This window comes from Peribacillus sp. TH16 (assembly GCF_016651095.1).
GTDB lineage: Bacteria > Bacillota > Bacilli > Bacillales > DSM-1321 > Peribacillus > Peribacillus butanolivorans.
Window position 1 is genome coordinate 1584034 of sequence record NZ_JAEKEM010000009.1, and the last position, 16051, is coordinate 1600084.

16 protein-coding genes and 1 pseudogene are annotated in these 16051 nt (G+C 39.7%); 4 read left to right on the forward strand and 13 right to left on the reverse strand.

Translation table 11 applies throughout. From position 1 onward, the window contains the following. Positions 1-4 precede the first annotated feature (4 nt). Both JFV29_RS21670 and JFV29_RS21675 read right to left on the reverse strand, forming a co-directional pair. On the reverse strand, positions 5-394 hold the full coding sequence (locus tag JFV29_RS21670) for a hypothetical protein (protein WP_201186300.1): 390 nt from the start codon (positions 392-394) through the stop codon (positions 5-7). A gap of 175 nt (positions 395-569) precedes the next feature. Further along, the gene (locus JFV29_RS21675; protein WP_053347388.1) at positions 570-920 is read right to left on the reverse strand and encodes a hypothetical protein; all 351 of its coding nucleotides are present in this window, start codon (positions 918-920) and stop codon (positions 570-572) included. Between the two features lie 633 nt (positions 921-1553). Between JFV29_RS21675 and JFV29_RS21680 the strand changes: the two genes are divergently transcribed. Then, entirely contained in the window at positions 1554-1775 is a 222-nt protein-coding gene (locus JFV29_RS21680; protein WP_034309346.1) for a DeoR family transcriptional regulator, read from the forward strand. Positions 1776-1862: 87 nt separating this feature from the next. Here the strand turns inward: JFV29_RS21680 and JFV29_RS21685 are convergent, their stop codons facing one another. Both JFV29_RS21685 and JFV29_RS21690 read right to left on the reverse strand, forming a co-directional pair. Beyond that, positions 1863-2585 carry a pseudouridine synthase gene (locus tag JFV29_RS21685; protein WP_057214741.1) on the reverse strand — a complete coding sequence of 241 codons (723 nt, stop codon included), beginning with the start codon at positions 2583-2585 and terminating at the stop codon, positions 1863-1865. A gap of 126 nt (positions 2586-2711) precedes the next feature. Next, positions 2712-4313, reverse strand: coding sequence for a putative polysaccharide biosynthesis protein (locus tag JFV29_RS21690; RefSeq protein WP_201186302.1), 1602 nt, complete (start codon positions 4311-4313; stop codon positions 2712-2714). A 205-nt stretch (positions 4314-4518) separates the two neighbouring features. On the opposite strand from JFV29_RS21690, the gene JFV29_RS21695 reads away from it, so the two are divergent. After that, on the forward strand, positions 4519-5784 hold the full coding sequence (locus JFV29_RS21695; RefSeq protein WP_201187998.1) for an NAD(P)/FAD-dependent oxidoreductase: 1266 nt from the start codon (positions 4519-4521) through the stop codon (positions 5782-5784). Positions 5785-6397: 613 nt separating this feature from the next. On the opposite strand, the gene JFV29_RS21700 is transcribed toward JFV29_RS21695, so the two are convergent. Together JFV29_RS21700 and JFV29_RS21705 are read right to left on the reverse strand one after the other, a co-directional pair. Further along, positions 6398-6712 carry an MGMT family protein gene (locus tag JFV29_RS21700; protein ID WP_201186304.1) on the reverse strand — a complete coding sequence of 105 codons (315 nt, stop codon included), beginning with the start codon at positions 6710-6712 and terminating at the stop codon, positions 6398-6400. 24 nt (positions 6713-6736) lie between these two features. After that, the gene (locus JFV29_RS21705; RefSeq protein WP_201186306.1) at positions 6737-7294 is read right to left on the reverse strand and encodes an MEDS domain-containing protein; all 558 of its coding nucleotides are present in this window, start codon (positions 7292-7294) and stop codon (positions 6737-6739) included. A 635-nt stretch (positions 7295-7929) separates the two neighbouring features. Between JFV29_RS21705 and JFV29_RS21715 the strand changes: the two are divergent. After that, positions 7930-8859 (forward strand): annotated as a pseudogene (locus tag JFV29_RS21715) (SDR family oxidoreductase). A 257-nt stretch (positions 8860-9116) separates the two neighbouring features. On the opposite strand, the gene JFV29_RS21720 reads toward JFV29_RS21715, so the two are convergent. From JFV29_RS21720 to JFV29_RS21740, 5 genes are all read right to left on the reverse strand, one after another. Further along, entirely contained in the window at positions 9117-9302 is a 186-nt protein-coding gene (locus tag JFV29_RS21720; RefSeq protein ID WP_053347393.1) for a sporulation protein Cse60, read from the reverse strand. A gap of 66 nt (positions 9303-9368) precedes the next feature. Next, positions 9369-10451: a tartrate dehydrogenase gene (locus JFV29_RS21725; protein ID WP_057214730.1), complete on the reverse strand. Its 1083-nt coding sequence runs from the start codon at positions 10449-10451 to the stop codon at positions 9369-9371. A 478-nt stretch (positions 10452-10929) separates the two neighbouring features. Continuing rightward, a complete protein-coding gene (locus JFV29_RS21730) occupies positions 10930-11241 on the reverse strand; it encodes a rhodanese-like domain-containing protein (protein ID WP_056521725.1) in 312 nt (103 codons plus the stop codon). Between the two features lie 86 nt (positions 11242-11327). Continuing rightward, positions 11328-11534: a hypothetical protein gene (locus JFV29_RS21735; RefSeq protein ID WP_056521723.1), complete on the reverse strand. Its 207-nt coding sequence runs from the start codon at positions 11532-11534 to the stop codon at positions 11328-11330. A 305-nt stretch (positions 11535-11839) separates the two neighbouring features. Further along, positions 11840-12868 (reverse strand): NADH:flavin oxidoreductase/NADH oxidase, encoded by a 1029-nt coding sequence (locus JFV29_RS21740; protein WP_201186308.1) that lies wholly within the window; start codon positions 12866-12868, stop codon positions 11840-11842. A 193-nt stretch (positions 12869-13061) separates the two neighbouring features. Here JFV29_RS21740 and JFV29_RS21745 point away from each other — a divergent pair, with 193 nt between their 5' ends. Next, positions 13062-13505 (forward strand): MarR family winged helix-turn-helix transcriptional regulator, encoded by a 444-nt coding sequence (locus JFV29_RS21745; protein ID WP_201186310.1) that lies wholly within the window; start codon positions 13062-13064, stop codon positions 13503-13505. Positions 13506-13670: 165 nt separating this feature from the next. Here the strand turns inward: JFV29_RS21745 and JFV29_RS21750 are convergent, their stop codons facing one another. Beyond that, positions 13671-14513 (reverse strand): aldo/keto reductase, encoded by an 843-nt coding sequence (locus JFV29_RS21750; protein ID WP_201186312.1) that lies wholly within the window; start codon positions 14511-14513, stop codon positions 13671-13673. Positions 14514-14668: 155 nt separating this feature from the next. After that, positions 14669-15898 carry an MFS transporter gene (locus tag JFV29_RS21755; protein WP_201186313.1) on the reverse strand — a complete coding sequence of 410 codons (1230 nt, stop codon included), beginning with the start codon at positions 15896-15898 and terminating at the stop codon, positions 14669-14671. Positions 15899-16051: the final 153 nt, after the last annotated feature.

The window sequence follows — 16051 nt, forward strand, 5'->3', positions numbered from 1 at the left end:
TGTGCTAGCCTTCGGTAAGAGCTAAGTAATACTTTACTTTCCCGTTATATTCAACGATTAGCACGTCATCACGCTCTTTTGTTGAGTATATTTTTGCTCCTATGGGTAATTGATTGGCCATACCATCTTTTAACGATTTACTGAAACCATTTGAGAATACCTCTGTAATTTCTCCAACAGATTCGTTCTTAGTCAGTTTAAGCTCATTCACCCATTCAATATCCGTTTTATAAATTATTTTTTCCCATTGGAGAATGTCTGCATTTTTATCGAGTTTTAAAACTTCTTCTGCATCTGGATTTTTAGATGTCACGGTTTTGATTTCTGTATTAAAACAACCAGACAAATAAAAAATGCATACCATAAACATGAAAACCACTATGTTTTTCTTCATCAAACACCTCCATTCAATTAGACGTATGGATTTAACTTTCGTTACTGAATATATAGCAATATATTGCGTTTGAAAGTTCCGGCTTATGGCAGCCATCTATTTTTTAGGTTATTCATTCATTTTTATCCAAAAAATGCGAATGCCCTTGTTACCAAGGGCATTCGCTCAATCAGATTTAATTAACAAATAGAAATAACTTCCTATGATATTCCTCAAACGTTTGTTGACTCTTCTCCGTATAGTCCATCCACTTCACCTTTTTACATCTTTCCTCTAATCTTTCATTCAGTTCTTCTTCAATTTCATGCATGAAACGAATGATTTCACCATACGGCATATTAAAATGACGAGCAGCGAGCCGGGGTGGGGAATGCTTTACCAGTAATCTCATAAAGTGATCGACCGTGTCCGCTTTTGAAGCGAGATAATCTTCTTCATTCACGATGAATTCATACACTTGTTTTTTCACGCCAGAAAGTTTGGTCACCTCGTCACGCAATAAAAACTCCATTAATCTTTCGTTCATATGACTCTACCTCGAATTTGATTATATTTAAACTCCTTGAGATTATGTATGAAAAAGCTATACTGCTCAACACCTCATTATGACATCGTAAACGTTACCCATCAAGCAAATCCTATCCTTAAACACAAAGCGTAATAATTACGATTTAAATTCTATATGTAAAGTAACATTTATACTCCCCTTAGTCAAGGTTACTCAATGGTTTAAGCTGAACAAGGTTCTAAGATTGATTAAATGATTGGCTTTTTCATGTAAAAAATAGCCCATACCATGTTTTATGTTCATTTAATTATGTAAAAATCTACTGAATGCATATTTTGCATTGTTTAATGTCAAAATATGAGTATGCAAAAGGTGATATGAAATAAAAAATTACCTCTATTATCATTTACTGTAATATTTTTGTTAAAATTTGATATAATAAATGTAATATTTAGTCAATTGTCATTTTTTTATAGAATTTAGTTTTGTAAAGGGGTAAAATATAGCTAATGACATCTTGTTTTTTCTAAATGTTTCCGAGGAGTTATAGGGTGGGTATAGCAAGTACATAGTGACAGCTGAAATGCTGTCCGACATATCGGTTGTTTTCATTTGTTCAGAATAACAATGAAAAGAATAAGGAGTGATTTTTTGAAACCTTCAACAAATCGCATGTTAACCCGTATTAAATCCGTTTATATGTTCATTAGTAATAACGGTACGGTTTCTACTCAAGAGCTTGTAGAAGAATTTGGCATCACTCCTCGAACTGTGCAGCGCGATTTAAATGTCTTAGCTTACAATGACCTTGTTCAAAGCCCAAGCCGCGGCCTTTGGACGACAACAAGTAAAAAGGTAAAGATGTCATCTTAAAAAGAACGACCACCCGAACGAAAATCGATATGTAAAATAAGTTTGAGGCGGACATAATTGTTCGCCTCATTTTTTCTTGCTTATTTATTATTCAGTCGGCTGGCCAGCTTTCAGTTGTTCGAGCTCTTCTGCTGTTAACTCCCTGTATTCGCCAAGTTCAAGTTCTTCATCAAGCTGCAGGCTTCCCATCGAGAGACGCTTTAGATACACGACCCGTTTCCCTACGGACTCAAACATCCGTTTCACTTGATGAAACTTCCCTTCCATAATCGTTAGCTCAATATCCGATGTAAGCCCTGATTTTAAAATATTTAATTCACCTGGTTTTGTTTCGTACCCATCATCTAGGGTAACGCCGTTGCGGAATGCAGCAATGTCTCGCTCCGTTACTTCGCCGTCAATGACCGCAAAATACGTTTTAGGGACGTGTTTTTTCGGGGAAAGTAGTTGGTGGGCAAGCTTTCCGTCATTCGTGATCAGCAATAGGCCTTCTGTGTCTTTATCCAAACGCCCGACTGGGAATGGTTCGAAAACCGAATCCTCTGGCTCTAAGATGTCAATGACCGTCTCCTGGTGTTTATCTTCAGTAGCCGACAACACACCTGGCGGCTTATTCATCATTAAATATATAAATTCTCTATATTCAACCCGTTCACCATGAACCGTTACGATTTCTGTATCAGGATCCACTTGTTCCTTCGGGTCCTTCAGTAGCCGTTCATTGACCTTCACGGCTCCAGATTTCAAGAGTTTTTTTACTTCTTTTCTGCTTCCGTAACCAATATTGGATAATATCTTATCAATTCTCATTATTTCCTCCTAAAGCCTATTCAGTAAAAAGCCTTGCCCACTTTTATGACAGGCAAGGCCAGTATATTTTAATCAGGGGATTACTCCATTCATAATACCCTTTTTTTTACATCGTAAACTTCTATCTTATAATCCCAATTTCTGCTTTAACCTGTCGATCCGGCTACCGAATAAACGATGTGCAAGCTTGCTTTTCAAGGAAAGCGCCGCATAAATGAGGGCTCCAAAAATCGCACTAACCGCACAAATCAAAATCGCCTGGAATCGCCCTTCCGTTGTAAGCCACAGTGATAATAAACTGAACATGCCCCATGCAGCCAGTCCCATTATAATTGAAAAAACAGTTATCAAAACAGATCTTCTGATGGTAAGGCTGTAACGATATCCAGTAAAGTAGGTAATAACATACAAATTCAGCAGCACAGCAGCCAAGTAGCCGAATGCAGTGGCATAAACGGATCCTTCCGTTTCAAACAACTTGATCATCGGGATATTCAAGCTCAATTTGATTAAAAAGCCAACAAGCAGGCTGAGCACCGTATATTTTTGCTGATTGATGCCTTGTAAAATGGCCGCCGAAACGGAAAAAAGCGCAAATAAGATGGAAACGGGCGCATATGCCTTCAGGACACTGATTCCAAGTGGATCATGGCTGTAAAAGGCGCTATAGATTGGATCCGCTAGCACCGACATACCAACAACCGCTGGAATCGTAATGAACAACAAAATTTGGAAGGCTTGGTTCAGCTGGCGGTTTAACTCTTCCGAATCCTCGCTTACATATGCCTTCGTCACCGAGGGAAGAAGCGCCATTGAAAACCCGGTTGCAAGCGTCATCGGAATCAAGACAAGCTTTTGGGCATATACATTCAAAACTCCAAGAGCATCTTCTGCGACATGCTGTAATCCAATGGATGCCATCGCTTTATTAAAAGACAACAAGTCTGCAAACTGAAACAATGGCATCGCGATTCCGACAAATATGAAAGGAATCGACGAAAGAAATATTTCTTTATAGATCTCCTTCAGGGAAATTTCCATCGTCCCCCGGTCTTTCTTCATCAAGCTGTCCAAATGGGGTTTTTGTTTTTTCCAATACCAAAATAACACCACTAAACCGCCGACAGCCCCTACCGTCGCCGCGAACGTAGCTACTTGGATGGCTCTCACTAACTCTCCATCTAGGACATTCAAAACAACATACACACCAGCCAAAAGGAACACGATGCGGACAATTTGTTCGATAACCTGAGATATGGCCGTTGGTTCCATCGCTTCATGACCTTGAAAAAAGCCGCGGATGATGCTCATGAACGGTACAAAAATCAAGGCGAAGCTGACTGCCCGTATGATCTCCGTGACATCCCTGACATCTTCCTGCCTGACCCCAAAGACTCCAGTAAACAGCGGGGCCATCGTATAGAGAATCAAAAAAGCGAGAAAACCGGTGACAACCATTAATTTCAGGCTCGATTTAAATAACTTCTCACCGACGGCGTACTCCTCGAGCGCATTATACTTCGAAATGAATTTAGAAACAGCAAGCGGCATACCTGCCGTTGCAAAGCTAATGAAAATGGTATATGGAACGTACCCATATTGATAGAGGGTAGCCCCTTTATTCCCAACCATATGTTCAAATGGGATGACGTAAAATAAACCAAGTATCTTGGAAATGATCGCTCCCAGCGTTAATATAAAAGCCCCTTTTAAAAACTTAGATGACATCTAATCCCTTCCTGCCTCTGTCAGTTACGTTTCACACGCTCTTTATCTTATCATATTAAAGTATTTTTTCTATAGAAAACTACACTCAAGTTTATCGTTTTCGAAGATAATACACAAACAAATAATTCCTTTTTTTCTACATTCGCAATCTGACGGGCTCTTGCTATATAATGAAGGGACTGAAAATGATAAAGTGGTGATCAATTTGAAATATGATGTAGTGGTAATTGGCGGCGGTCCTTCCGGATTGATGGCAGCAATTGCAGCCGGAGAAAAAGGGTCACATGTATTGTTAGTGGATAAAGGCGAGAAGCTTGGAAGGAAACTTGCGATCTCTGGCGGCGGACGCTGCAACGTGACGAACAGGCTCTCGATCGATGAAATCATTCAGCATATCCCTGGAAACGGGCGATTTTTATACAGTGCTTTCTCAGAATTTAATAACGAAGACATTATTCAGTTCTTTGAAAAATTAGGTGTGGCTCTAAAAGAAGAGGATCATGGCCGGATGTTCCCGGTCAACGATAAGGCGCAAAGTGTCGTAGATGCACTTTTGACACGCCTTTCGAATTTGAAGGTGACCATTTACAAGAACTCTCCAGTTGCTGAGGTTCTCTATGAAAATGGAAAAACAAGCGGAGTTCGGTTAAAAGATGGACAGACATTTAACACAAATGCGGTCGTGATTGCAGTCGGTGGAAAATCAGTCCCTCACACCGGCTCAACTGGCGACGGCTACGCTTGGGCAAAAAAGGCGGGCCATACGATAACCGACCTCTTCCCGACTGAGGTACCTGTACTTAGCCATGAAACATTCATAAAAGATCGAACGCTTCAAGGGCTCGCACTTCGGGATGTTTCATTGAGTGTGCTGAACCCAAAAGGCAAGGCTCTGATTACACACAAGATGGATATGCTATTCACCCATTTTGGTGTCTCTGGTCCAGCGGTTCTAAGGTGCAGTCAATTTGTCGTGAAAGCGATGAAAAAATGGAACCTATCCGAAGTTACAATGAAACTCGATGCCCTTCCGGATCGAAACAAGGAAGAAGTCTTCCAGGACATCATGAAAGAAATCAAAGCTGAGCCGAAAAAAGCCATAAAGAATACATTAAAAGGCCTGGTTCCGGAACGCTATCTACACTTCTTACTTGAGCGGAGCGGCATCGACCTTCAGGAACAGGGAGCGACGATATCCAATGAAAAAATTCGCCGCTTTGCCGAACTATGTAAGGACTTCCAATTTGGAGTACATGGCACCCAGCCGCTTGAAAAAGCCTTCGTCACAGGCGGCGGCGTATCCGTGAAAGAAATCCATCCAAAGGAAATGGCCTCCAAACTAATGGACGGACTATATTTCTGCGGTGAAATTTTGGATATACACGGATACACAGGCGGCTATAACATCACATCAGCATTAGTAACCGGAAGACTAGCCGGCATGAATGCTGCCGTATATGCTCGTTCATAATTTAAGAAGAGGCCGATCCGTTGGGATCAGCCTCTTCTTTTTTGAGGAAATTCGTCCTTCATGTCGAGTAATTCGACCTTCGCGGATTTATTTCGTCCTTCACTTCGAGTAATTCGACCTTCGCGGAATTTTTCCGACCTTCACGTCGAATAATTCGACCTTCGCGGATTTATTTCGTCCTTCACTTCGAGTAATTCGACCTTCGCGGATTTATTCCGGCCTTCACGTCGAGTAATTCGACCTTCGCGGATTTATTTCGTCCTTCACTTCGAGTAATTCGACCTTCGCGGATAATTCGTCCTTCACGTCGAATAATTCGACCTTCGCGGATTTAATTCGTCCTTCACGTCGAATAATTCGACCTTCGCGGATTTATTTCGGCCTTCACTTCGAGTATTTCGACCTTCGCGGATTTATTCCGGCCTTCACTTCGAGTAATTCGACCTTCGCGGATTTATTTCGTCCTTCACTTCGAGTAATTCGACCTTCGCGGATTTATTCCGACCTTCACGTCGAGTAATTCGACCTTCGCGGAATTTTTCCGACCTTCACGTCGAATAATTCGACCTTCGCGGAATTTTTCCGACCACAAACCCGATTATTCAATCCACCATTAAAAACTCTCAGGATGATAGCGATATACTTCTAAATCAATTGTGTCCCGCTCTGTGAATGTGACTCCTTCACTTTCTAGCATCCATTTCTGGTGGGACGCGGCGCCTTCTGCTTTTATACCAATCTCACCTTTGGCATTAATCACCCTATGCCAAGGAAGGTTATATTTTTCGCTGCTAGAATGAAGAATTCTAACAACCTGTCTTGCACCGCGCGGACTTCCAGCCAGCTGTCCAATCTGCCCATATGTCATCACTTTTCCGGCGGGAATATGTTGAATAATCGTAATCACTCGTTCAGTAAAACTCTCCAAATCCCTCTCTCCTTATTAGTAATTTCAGTTAGCCAAAATCGTAATTTTTTCATCGGTTATGAGAACTCTATGATATTTAATCAAGTTTGATTTAAACGTGGCAGGTACTCTGTAATCATCATAAGCACATACAGAAATCAAACCTCGTTCAGTAATCAATTTATCAATACCTTTTTCATATTCACCTATTGCATCCATAACTTGGTCGTCATTTCCCCATTCAACATGGCCCCAGGTTCTGACGAACATATTCCTTTCAGAATATGTATCGATATTTTCCAAGAAATAATTAACCATCGTTGAAGGATGGAAATCGCCATGAAAACAGTAAAAATCAAAATTATTAATATGATGCACTTTCGCCAATTGCTCCTCATTTAAATGAAGTTGCAATTTCTTATATACGAAAGGAAAGATTCGATCATTTTCGACGACCAAGATATGATCCCCCTGCTCAACACCGGAAATAATGAACATTGCCTCATTCTCCATGTAGGTTTCCAGTTCATTAAAACAGTATAATATATGGGCCCCGTTCGATTGCTGTATATCTTTAATCAGTTGTTTCATATTGTTATCCAAAATGGATCTCCCCTTTTAATACATCAGTCACCACAGTGTATTATGTCTAACTTTACCTATTATTCGCGTGTTTGTAAAATTCATTGAATACTATAATCTGTTTTCACTAAATAATATACAAAATTTATGTAGGAACTAGTGTGAATATTCGCAATATAATATTATAGCGAACTACCTCTGTCCGCTTGTTACGAAGCAAAGGTAGCCTAATCAGTATGATATATTGCTTAATGTACAAATTCCGATGTTAAGCGTCTCTCTTTAAACTACTAATTTATTTAGGCTGTGCTGCACTATAATCACAATTTAAATCACAGGATAATAGGGTACATAACGTGGATTACAATAATAAGGCGGTCTAGGTCCTATGAGGGGCATTTCAAAAGTGTTGGAATTAGAATCGTATAACAACTCTACTTTTTCATCCGACTGTCCGACCAAGAGCAACTTCACTTCTTCGCTAAAATAATATTGCATAATGAGGCCTCCAAAGTCTTTTTTTCTACCCTTCAGCATATTCAAATTGCACAGCAATGAGCCCGTACTCAAGCTGATTTATTCGATTTTATCATGCACGGCAATAGCCTATTTAACATAAGGTAAACCGACTATATTCTTTTTTAGGAGGATTCCTCATGTCACAAGACAATCAAAAGAAGTCATCCGATAAAGACTATCCCATGTATCCCAACTATGGAAAGATAATACGTTACCAAGACGTTCCTATCACGGTTCCAGAACAGCGCCAATATCGCCAACCCGGTGTAGAAAAACTAATGGTGCCCCAACCAATCATTGAAAACCCTAATTACTGCGGCAGCGGGAAATTAATAGGAAAGGTCGCACTTATAACAGGAGGTGACAGCGGAATTGGTGCAGCAGTAGCGATTGCTTTTGCAAAAGAAGGTGCAGATGTTTCTATAGCTTATTTGGATGAACATGAGGATGCCAATCGAACAAAATCGAGAATTGAAGAGCTTGGACAACATTGCTTATTATTGCCTGGTGACTTAAGAGAAAAACAGCAATGTATCAATATCGTGGAAGAAACCATCGAAACATTTGGAAAGCTAGATATTCTTTGTAACCACATCGGTGTTCAATTTCAGCAATTAAGCTTGCTAGATATCACGGATGAGCAGTTCGATAATACCTTTAAAGTAAACATCTATTAAAACTTTTACACAACTCGAGCAGCCCTTCCATACTTAAAAGCAGGAAGTTCCATCATTAATACATCTTCCGTTGTGACCTTTAAAGGGCATAAACAATTGATTGATTACACAGCAACTAAAGGGGCTAACATTGGTTTTACTCGTGCACTGGCAAACAGTCTAGTAGATAAAGGCATCCGGGTAAACGCTGTTGCTCCTGGACGGGTATGGACGCCCCTCATCCCCTCTAGTTTCTCCGCAGACGAAGTTACCCAAGTTGACAATCCAATGGAACGCCAAGGCCAGCCCTTTGAACTAGCCCCTACCTTTGTCTATCTCGCTTCCGATGATTCACGTTTTGTTACCGGACAAACACTTCATGTCAATGGCGGGGAAGTGACATCATCCTAACGGCTCTCTATAAATCTAGGATTTACCCTTAGCTTAGACGACATGTCCATTTTTCATTTATTAAGACTGTGACATCTTCAAAAATTATTTTAGGACCTTAGGAGTATATCTTTTGCGAATCCTTACAAGATCGCTTTCGGTTTTGAAGGTTGTAGAGCTACAAAATTAGACTACCTCAGTCCGCTCAGTTAAGAAGCAAAGGGTAGTCTAATAATGGTTTTATATATATGACTTAAAATGATAGGGCAGTTCAGCCTTTATCTTTTCTTATAAATAATCATCGCGCTAAAGCAGTAAATCTGTTTCTCTTCCTCTTCACCTGTAGTGGCGACATTGTATTTGATATCGACAATTTGATTATCACGGATGTCTTCAAGGAAGACATTCATTTCATCTTCTAAGTCCTGTTCATGCTCATAATCAAATAATTTCACTTGAATCATCGGCTCTCCCCTGCCCTTTTTACTATAATGATAGTTATTGAGCAGGATTCCCATTTTCCCTTAAATTTATACCTGACTGGTTTTCAAAGCGGATAATAAAGCCACTACTTCATTGCCGACTTCTTCTGTAGAAGATACCCCGCCCATATCAGGAGTCAGGGTCTTTTTATCAACCATTACCTGTTCGATCACATCTAATACTTTTGCGCCCCAATTTTCATGCCCAAAGAAATCAAGAATCTGACTCGCTGACCAAAGAGCAGCAAGTGGATTGGCAATGCCTTGATGAGCAATATCCGGCGCTGAACCATGAATCGGCTCAAACATCGAAGGATAGACTCGTTCCGGATTTAAATTGGCACCGGCCGCCAGACCCATCCCACCTGCAATGGCTGCACCTAAATCGGTGATGATATCACCAAACAAATTGGATGTGACAACGATTTGAAACCGTTCCGGCTGTTTGACAAAAAACATGCTTGCCGCATCGACCAAATAGGAGTGTGTTTCTACATCAGGATATTCCTGTCCGACTTCTTCAAAAACCTGATCCCAAAAAACCATCGAATAATTCAATGCGTTCGCCTTACTTATACTAGTTAGTGTTCTTCCTGTTTTGCGTGCCAGTTCATACGCATAGCGGATGATCCTCTCCGTTCCTTTTCGCGAAAAAACCCCCGTCTGCAGCACGACTTCTTCTGGCTTCCCTTTGAATAACCAATCACCAGCACCTGCATATTCGCCTTCGCTGTTCTCACGGATGACTACCATATCGATTTGATCACGCGTCACGTCTTTTAACGGACAAGGTGCTCCCTGAAGCAATTTAACAGGACGAACATTCACATATTGATCGAATTGCTTTCTGATTTTCAGCAGAAGTTCCCTTAGTGAGATATGGTCCGGAACGCCAGGATAACCGACAGCCCCAAGATACACGGCTTCAAACTTCTTCAACTGCTCCATACCATCGTCTGGCAGCATCTTCCCATGCTCGAGATAATATTCGCAGCCCCAAGGAAAATATGTAAACTCGAACGAAAAATCCCCAGCTAATTCAGCCACTTTGTTTAGTACTTTCACGCCTTCATTGATCACTTCGGGACCAATTCCATCTCCCGCAATGACCGCTATTTTATAAACATTCATTCAGCGGACGCTCCTTTATCTATATTTTCAGATTTCAGCACCCTAATTTTAACATATATCACCATTTCCCTCTTTCAAACTCAGCCAAATATCCGTTTTCCGCTGCTTTACCTATAAAGCCGCAAATCTTCTATTTGAAACAGCCATGAGTTGGGTGAGAGAAAAAAATCTATCTCGGAACCACTACGCTATTTTTATGAAAAAGCATGGGTTTAAGAGTATCTGCGTTAAGGATTTTCCGGAGAATTCCCTAGTTATAACCTTGATAAAAGGTTATATAGATATAGGATTGACTAAAGACAAAAGAGCCCTTTCATGGTGAAAGGGCTCCTGCGTCATGCTTTTAAATATGCACGTCTTTCCGCATATTCCCGGCATTGTGAACAAACAGTAATCTTTTTTCTTTCTTTATCGTAATAAAACGTTACGTTCTTAGATTTCCGCTTACAAAAGTAACAAGTTTTTTTGAAAAAACCCATTACTTAACGATAACTTCGCCGTCCCATTCAAGCATTCCGCCAACCATGTTTGCCACTTTATAGCCTTGTTCCTGAAGATAATGGCACACATTTTCACTGCGGCGTCCTGAACGGCAGATAAAAATATATTCTTTTTCTTTATCAAAATAGTCAAGGTTGGCTGGGATATCATTCATACGAATATGTTTAGCGCCCTCAATCATGCCTTCTTGCACTTCTTCGTCTTCACGTACATCAACAAGCTCCATAGCTTCGCCTGCCTCAAGCTTAGCTTCCACTTCTTCTGTTGTAACGATTTTGATTTCTTCCATACTTAGCACCTCAAATTATTGTTTAATTTTTCTTATTTATTATAACAAATATTCCAGCCAAACATTACTTTATGGATTATGGATATTTAAGGTTCACATACAACCGACCAGCTAATTGAAAATGCATTTTCACTTTTTTCTACCATAGGCATTCCATTATGATCAAAACATTTATTACTGGCATCCATTATACCCCGATGACTATAATAAGAATTAATAAAAAGCATGCACATTATCATTAGAAATGTTAAAAAACATGCTAATCCTAGAAATTGTTTTTTATTTTCCCCCACGTTACTCCTCCTTCCATTAACTAAAGTTCTTTCACGAAGTACATGTGTAATAGTATGGTATATACCCTCGGAAGTTCAGCCTTACTTGTAATATGTTTCCATATTTATACTACATGAAAAAAGTCCAGTCCTCCATCCATTTAGATGGTGAGGAACTGAACCCCTATTTTTAAAAACACTCATCTTTTTATTATGTCTATAACCATTCTGATAAAAGCGCACCTAACAAGGCAGCTAATTAAAAAAATAAAACGCCAGCGAATATCATTTTCGCTAGCGTTTTATTTTGAACTAATAAATCATTCTTAATGTCTGAAACCTCGCTCATATTGTTTAGGAATCTCAACTTGTTTATTCAAAGTTTTAGATGCTTCTAGAGACCAGTAAGGGTTGCGCAACATCCCTCTTCCTACGGCCACCAAATCTGCTTCTTCATTTCCAATGATTGAGTTTGCAAGAATTGGATCATCTAATCTACCTACAGCAATCACTGGAATATCCAAAGCTTTTTTAATTTCCCTAGCCAATGGCGTTTGATAGCTAGCATGCGTGCCCGGTCTTCCGTCTGCTCCAATCGGGCCTTCTCCGCCAGAGCTGACATGGAACATATCCACACCGGCTTCTTTAAAGACTTTGGAAAACTCAATACTTTCTTCCAGACCGTATCCGCCTTCCACGTATTCTTTTGCAGAAATACGCATAATTAAAGGCATATCAGCTGGCATTTCGCTTTTCACTGCTTTAATTACTTCTACTCCAAATTTAGTTAAGTCTTTTCCGTATTCATCTTCACGTTTATTCGTAAGTGGCGAGGTGAATTGGTGAATTAAATATCCGTGTGCCCCATGCAATTCAATAACGTCAAAGCCTGCTTGAACGGCTCTTCTAACTGAGTTACGGAATTTATCGACCATTTCCCTAACTTCTTCTGTCTCCAAAGCTCTTGGTGTCTTAAACGTTTCGTCAAACGCGATGGCTGATGGCGCTACCGGCGTTTCTGCATCCTGCGCTTTACGCCCTGCATGAGCAATTTGGATACCGATTTTTGCACCGTATTGATGAACTTCTTTAACAATTTTGGCGAAAGCTTCAACTTGATCGTCAGACCACAATCCAAGATCACCATTCGAAATACGTCCGTCTGGCTCTACATCGGTCATTTCCACTATAATTAATCCAGCTCCGCCAACTGCTCTGCTTACATAATGATGAAGATGCCAATTTGTAGGGATACCATCCTCAGCTTCGACAGAGTATTGGCACATTGGTGGCATAACAACCCTATTTTTAAGTTCAAGCTCTTTTATACGATAAGGTGAAAATAAATGAGTCATATTTTTTATATCTCCCTTACAGATTATTTTTTAATGCATGCACATGCATTTATATCATCTTGATAACTTTGTGTCAATTAATCAGATTCTCTTGAACACCTAATTCTGATGTTGTAAACGTTATCCTCTGTTGGTACATTTATTTTTATTTATGTTATATTTAAAATAAGTAAGCAGAGGTAGGCGAAAATAATTGTCCAGTGAACAAAACCTTATAAATACATGGCTATCCTTTACACGTATTCATGCCGAGCTCTCAAATGAGCTAGATCGAATATTGCAAGCAAGACACCAAACGACTTTAAATGAGTTTTATGTTCTATTATTTTTATCGAAAACTCCGGAAAAAAAACTGAGGCTATTAGAATTGCAGCAGTTAGTAGGCTTAAGCCAAAGTGCGATGTCCAGACTTTCTGTAAGAATGGAAAATAAAAGTTGTGGTGTCATTCAAAGGCTTGGATATGAAGATGATCGCCGTGGTGTATGTGCAACCATAACAGACCGGGGAGAGCTACGACTTCAAGAAATACTAACAACGGTTAATGAAACACTTGAAAAATCATTAAAGACCAGTGATATCGACACTGCACTGAAATTCTTTATTAATGTAAAGAGCAGTCTTCAGGAGAATGAATGACTCATCTGGATAACGCTGTATAGGTTACATTAAATTTTGCGCCCCATTCATCAGAATGCGGGCTTATTTCCTATGTCCGACTTCCTAAATAAGGTTATGGGAAGAAGTAATAACAGATATTGAAAAGGAGATAGACGCACACTCTCGTCTATCTCCCTACATTAATTAAAAGTCGAAATTGTCAGGATCTGGACCAACCCGATGATTCTGATTCAAGTCGCTGATTCGGTTCATATCTTCTTCAGTCAATTCGAAATCAAATACTGATGAGTTTTCTACTATACGGTGTTCTTTTGTTGATTTTGGAATCGTTACAATCCCATTTTGTAAATCCCAACGTAAAATGACTTGTGCAACAGATTTGCCATACTTAGTCGCAATTTCTTGTAATACCTCATTATCCAGTAATTCACCTTGCATTAATGGAGACCAAGCTTCTAGTTGAATGCCTTGTTCCTTACAAAATGCTTGTACTTCTTTTTGAGTCAAGCGTGGATGACATTCGACTTGATTGACCATAGGCTTCACTTCTGCGTCCTTTATTACGTCTTTAAGATGATGAATCTGGAAATTACTTACTCCGATTGCTTTAACTTTTCCTTCTTTATAAAGAGTCTCTAATGCTTTCCAAGCTTCTTTATATTTTCCTTCGACAGGCCAATGTATAAGATATAAATCTAAATACTCTAAGCCAAGTTTCTTTAAGCTTGTTTCGTATGCTGCGATTGTGGATTCGTATCCTAAATCAGCATTCCAAACTTTTGAAGTTACAAATAAATCCTCTCTTGAGATTCCAGCTTCTTTTAGCCCCTCACGGATTCCTTGCCCAACTCCTTCTTCATTTTCGTAAATTGCTGCCGTATCAATGCTGCGATAGCCATGTTTAATCGCCACTTTGACCGCATTTACTAATTCAGGACCTTCTTCTACCTTAAATACGCCCAAGCCGAACCAAGGCATTTTAACACCGTTGTGCAACGTTGTTGTATCTTGTAAATTTTTCACCATAATCAATCTTCCTCCAAAATTTCTATTAATTGAAATCATATAATGCCCTAAAGGATCATTACATCCCTTCAAGGAATCTTCCGCATTCACTGAAGGGATGCAATGATCCCTTGACATATTATTTGACCGTGGAAATTATTAATAAGTTTCTTACCCTAACACGCTTCACCTTTCTTACTATTCCCTTCTTTCATTCCTTCCCGCTTTCTATCTTTACTTTCGAGAGCTCGACTCCAACCTGTTAATATTACGGCTACAAACACCATCACTCCACCTATCCAAGCTGTATGGATGAGCCCGATAGAATCCGTAATGATTCCACCTAAGTAGGCACCAATAGCAATTCCTGCATTAAATGCAGCAATATTGATAGCAGACGCCACGTCAACTGCACTCGGGACAAAACGCTCAGCTAACGTCACAACATAGACTTGAAGTCCTGGCACATTCATGAAGGCAAATAACCCCATTAAAATAATAGTAATTAATCCAGCTACCTTAAACGGAGCCGTGAAAGATAAAATCACAAGTACAATAGCCTGTATAAGAAACATATAGAATAGGGCATTAATAGGATTGCGATTAGCTAGCTTTCCGCCAATTGTGTTCCCTATAGCAATGGCCACTCCATATACTAGCAAAATTACGGCAACTGTTCCTTCTTTAAATCCTGTCACCTGCTGTAGCAAGGGAGATAAATAAGTAAAGACAACGAATGTACCTCCATATCCTAATGCTGTAATAATGAATACAAGCAATAAGCGGCCATTTGTTACTAATTTGATTTGATCACGGAACGTGGTGCGAGTAGCTTTTTGTAAATCAGACGGAACAAGGATGCTGTTCCCAAGGAAAGCAATTATGCCGATTGCCACAATAATAATAAAAGCAAATCTCCAACCAAAATGTTGCCCTATAAAAGTTCCAAAAGGAACACCTGTCACAGTCGCTACCGTTAGCCCTGTAAACATAATGGCAATCGCACTCGCTCTGCGATTTTCAGGTACTAAATCTGCTGCAATCGTAGCACCTATTGACATGAAAACACCATGAGCTAAGGCAGAGATGACACGGGCTGTCAGTAATACCCCGATGCCAGTAGCACTAGCCGCAAGTGTATTTCCAGCAATAAACACTATCATAATCCAGAGTAATAAAGATTTGCGAGACATATTAGATGTTAGAGATGTCAGAATAGGTGCTCCGAACATTACACCTAAAGCATATAAGGAAACTGTTAATCCGGCAGTTGTCACTGTAATGTGTAGATCTTTTGAAATTAGTGGTAACAGTCCCACACTAATAAACTCTGTTGTTCCAATTGCAAAGGCACTGATTGCTAAAGCCAGTAATGCCAACGTACTTCTTTTTTTATCTATAATCATATTATCTTCTCCTTCTAATTGATTTGTTCTATCATGAAATTGCTTATAGCAATAAAATGTACAGTGATAATCTGTCGACAAATGTTATTATGATTTATAATAGAAATAAAAAACAGTACGTACTTTAAAGTGTTATAGGCACCTTTAAGTGCC

What these genes read in the sequence shown, in the direction of transcription:
- JFV29_RS21670 (WP_201186300.1), bottom strand. Translation starts at nt 394, where the DNA reads ATGAAGAAAAACATAGTGGTTTTCATGTTTATGGTATGCATTTTTTAT.
- JFV29_RS21675 (WP_053347388.1), bottom strand. Translation starts at nt 920, where the DNA reads ATGAACGAAAGATTAATGGAGTTTTTATTGCGTGACGAGGTGACCAAA.
- JFV29_RS21685 (WP_057214741.1), bottom strand. Translation starts at nt 2,585, where the DNA reads ATGAGAATTGATAAGATATTATCCAATATTGGTTACGGAAGCAGAAAA.
- JFV29_RS21690 (WP_201186302.1), bottom strand. Translation starts at nt 4,313, where the DNA reads ATGTCATCTAAGTTTTTAAAAGGGGCTTTTATATTAACGCTGGGAGCG.
- JFV29_RS21720 (WP_053347393.1), bottom strand. Translation starts at nt 9,302, where the DNA reads ATGATTCAAGTGAAATTATTTGATTATGAGCATGAACAGGACTTAGAA.
- JFV29_RS21725 (WP_057214730.1), bottom strand. Translation starts at nt 10,451, where the DNA reads ATGAATGTTTATAAAATAGCGGTCATTGCGGGAGATGGAATTGGTCCC.
- JFV29_RS21730 (WP_056521725.1), bottom strand. Translation starts at nt 11,241, where the DNA reads ATGGAAGAAATCAAAATCGTTACAACAGAAGAAGTGGAAGCTAAGCTT.
- JFV29_RS21740 (WP_201186308.1), bottom strand. Translation starts at nt 12,868, where the DNA reads ATGACTCATTTATTTTCACCTTATCGTATAAAAGAGCTTGAACTTAAA.
- JFV29_RS21750 (WP_201186312.1), bottom strand. Translation starts at nt 14,513, where the DNA reads ATGGTGAAAAATTTACAAGATACAACAACGTTGCACAACGGTGTTAAA.
- JFV29_RS21755 (WP_201186313.1), bottom strand. Translation starts at nt 15,898, where the DNA reads ATGATTATAGATAAAAAAAGAAGTACGTTGGCATTACTGGCTTTAGCA.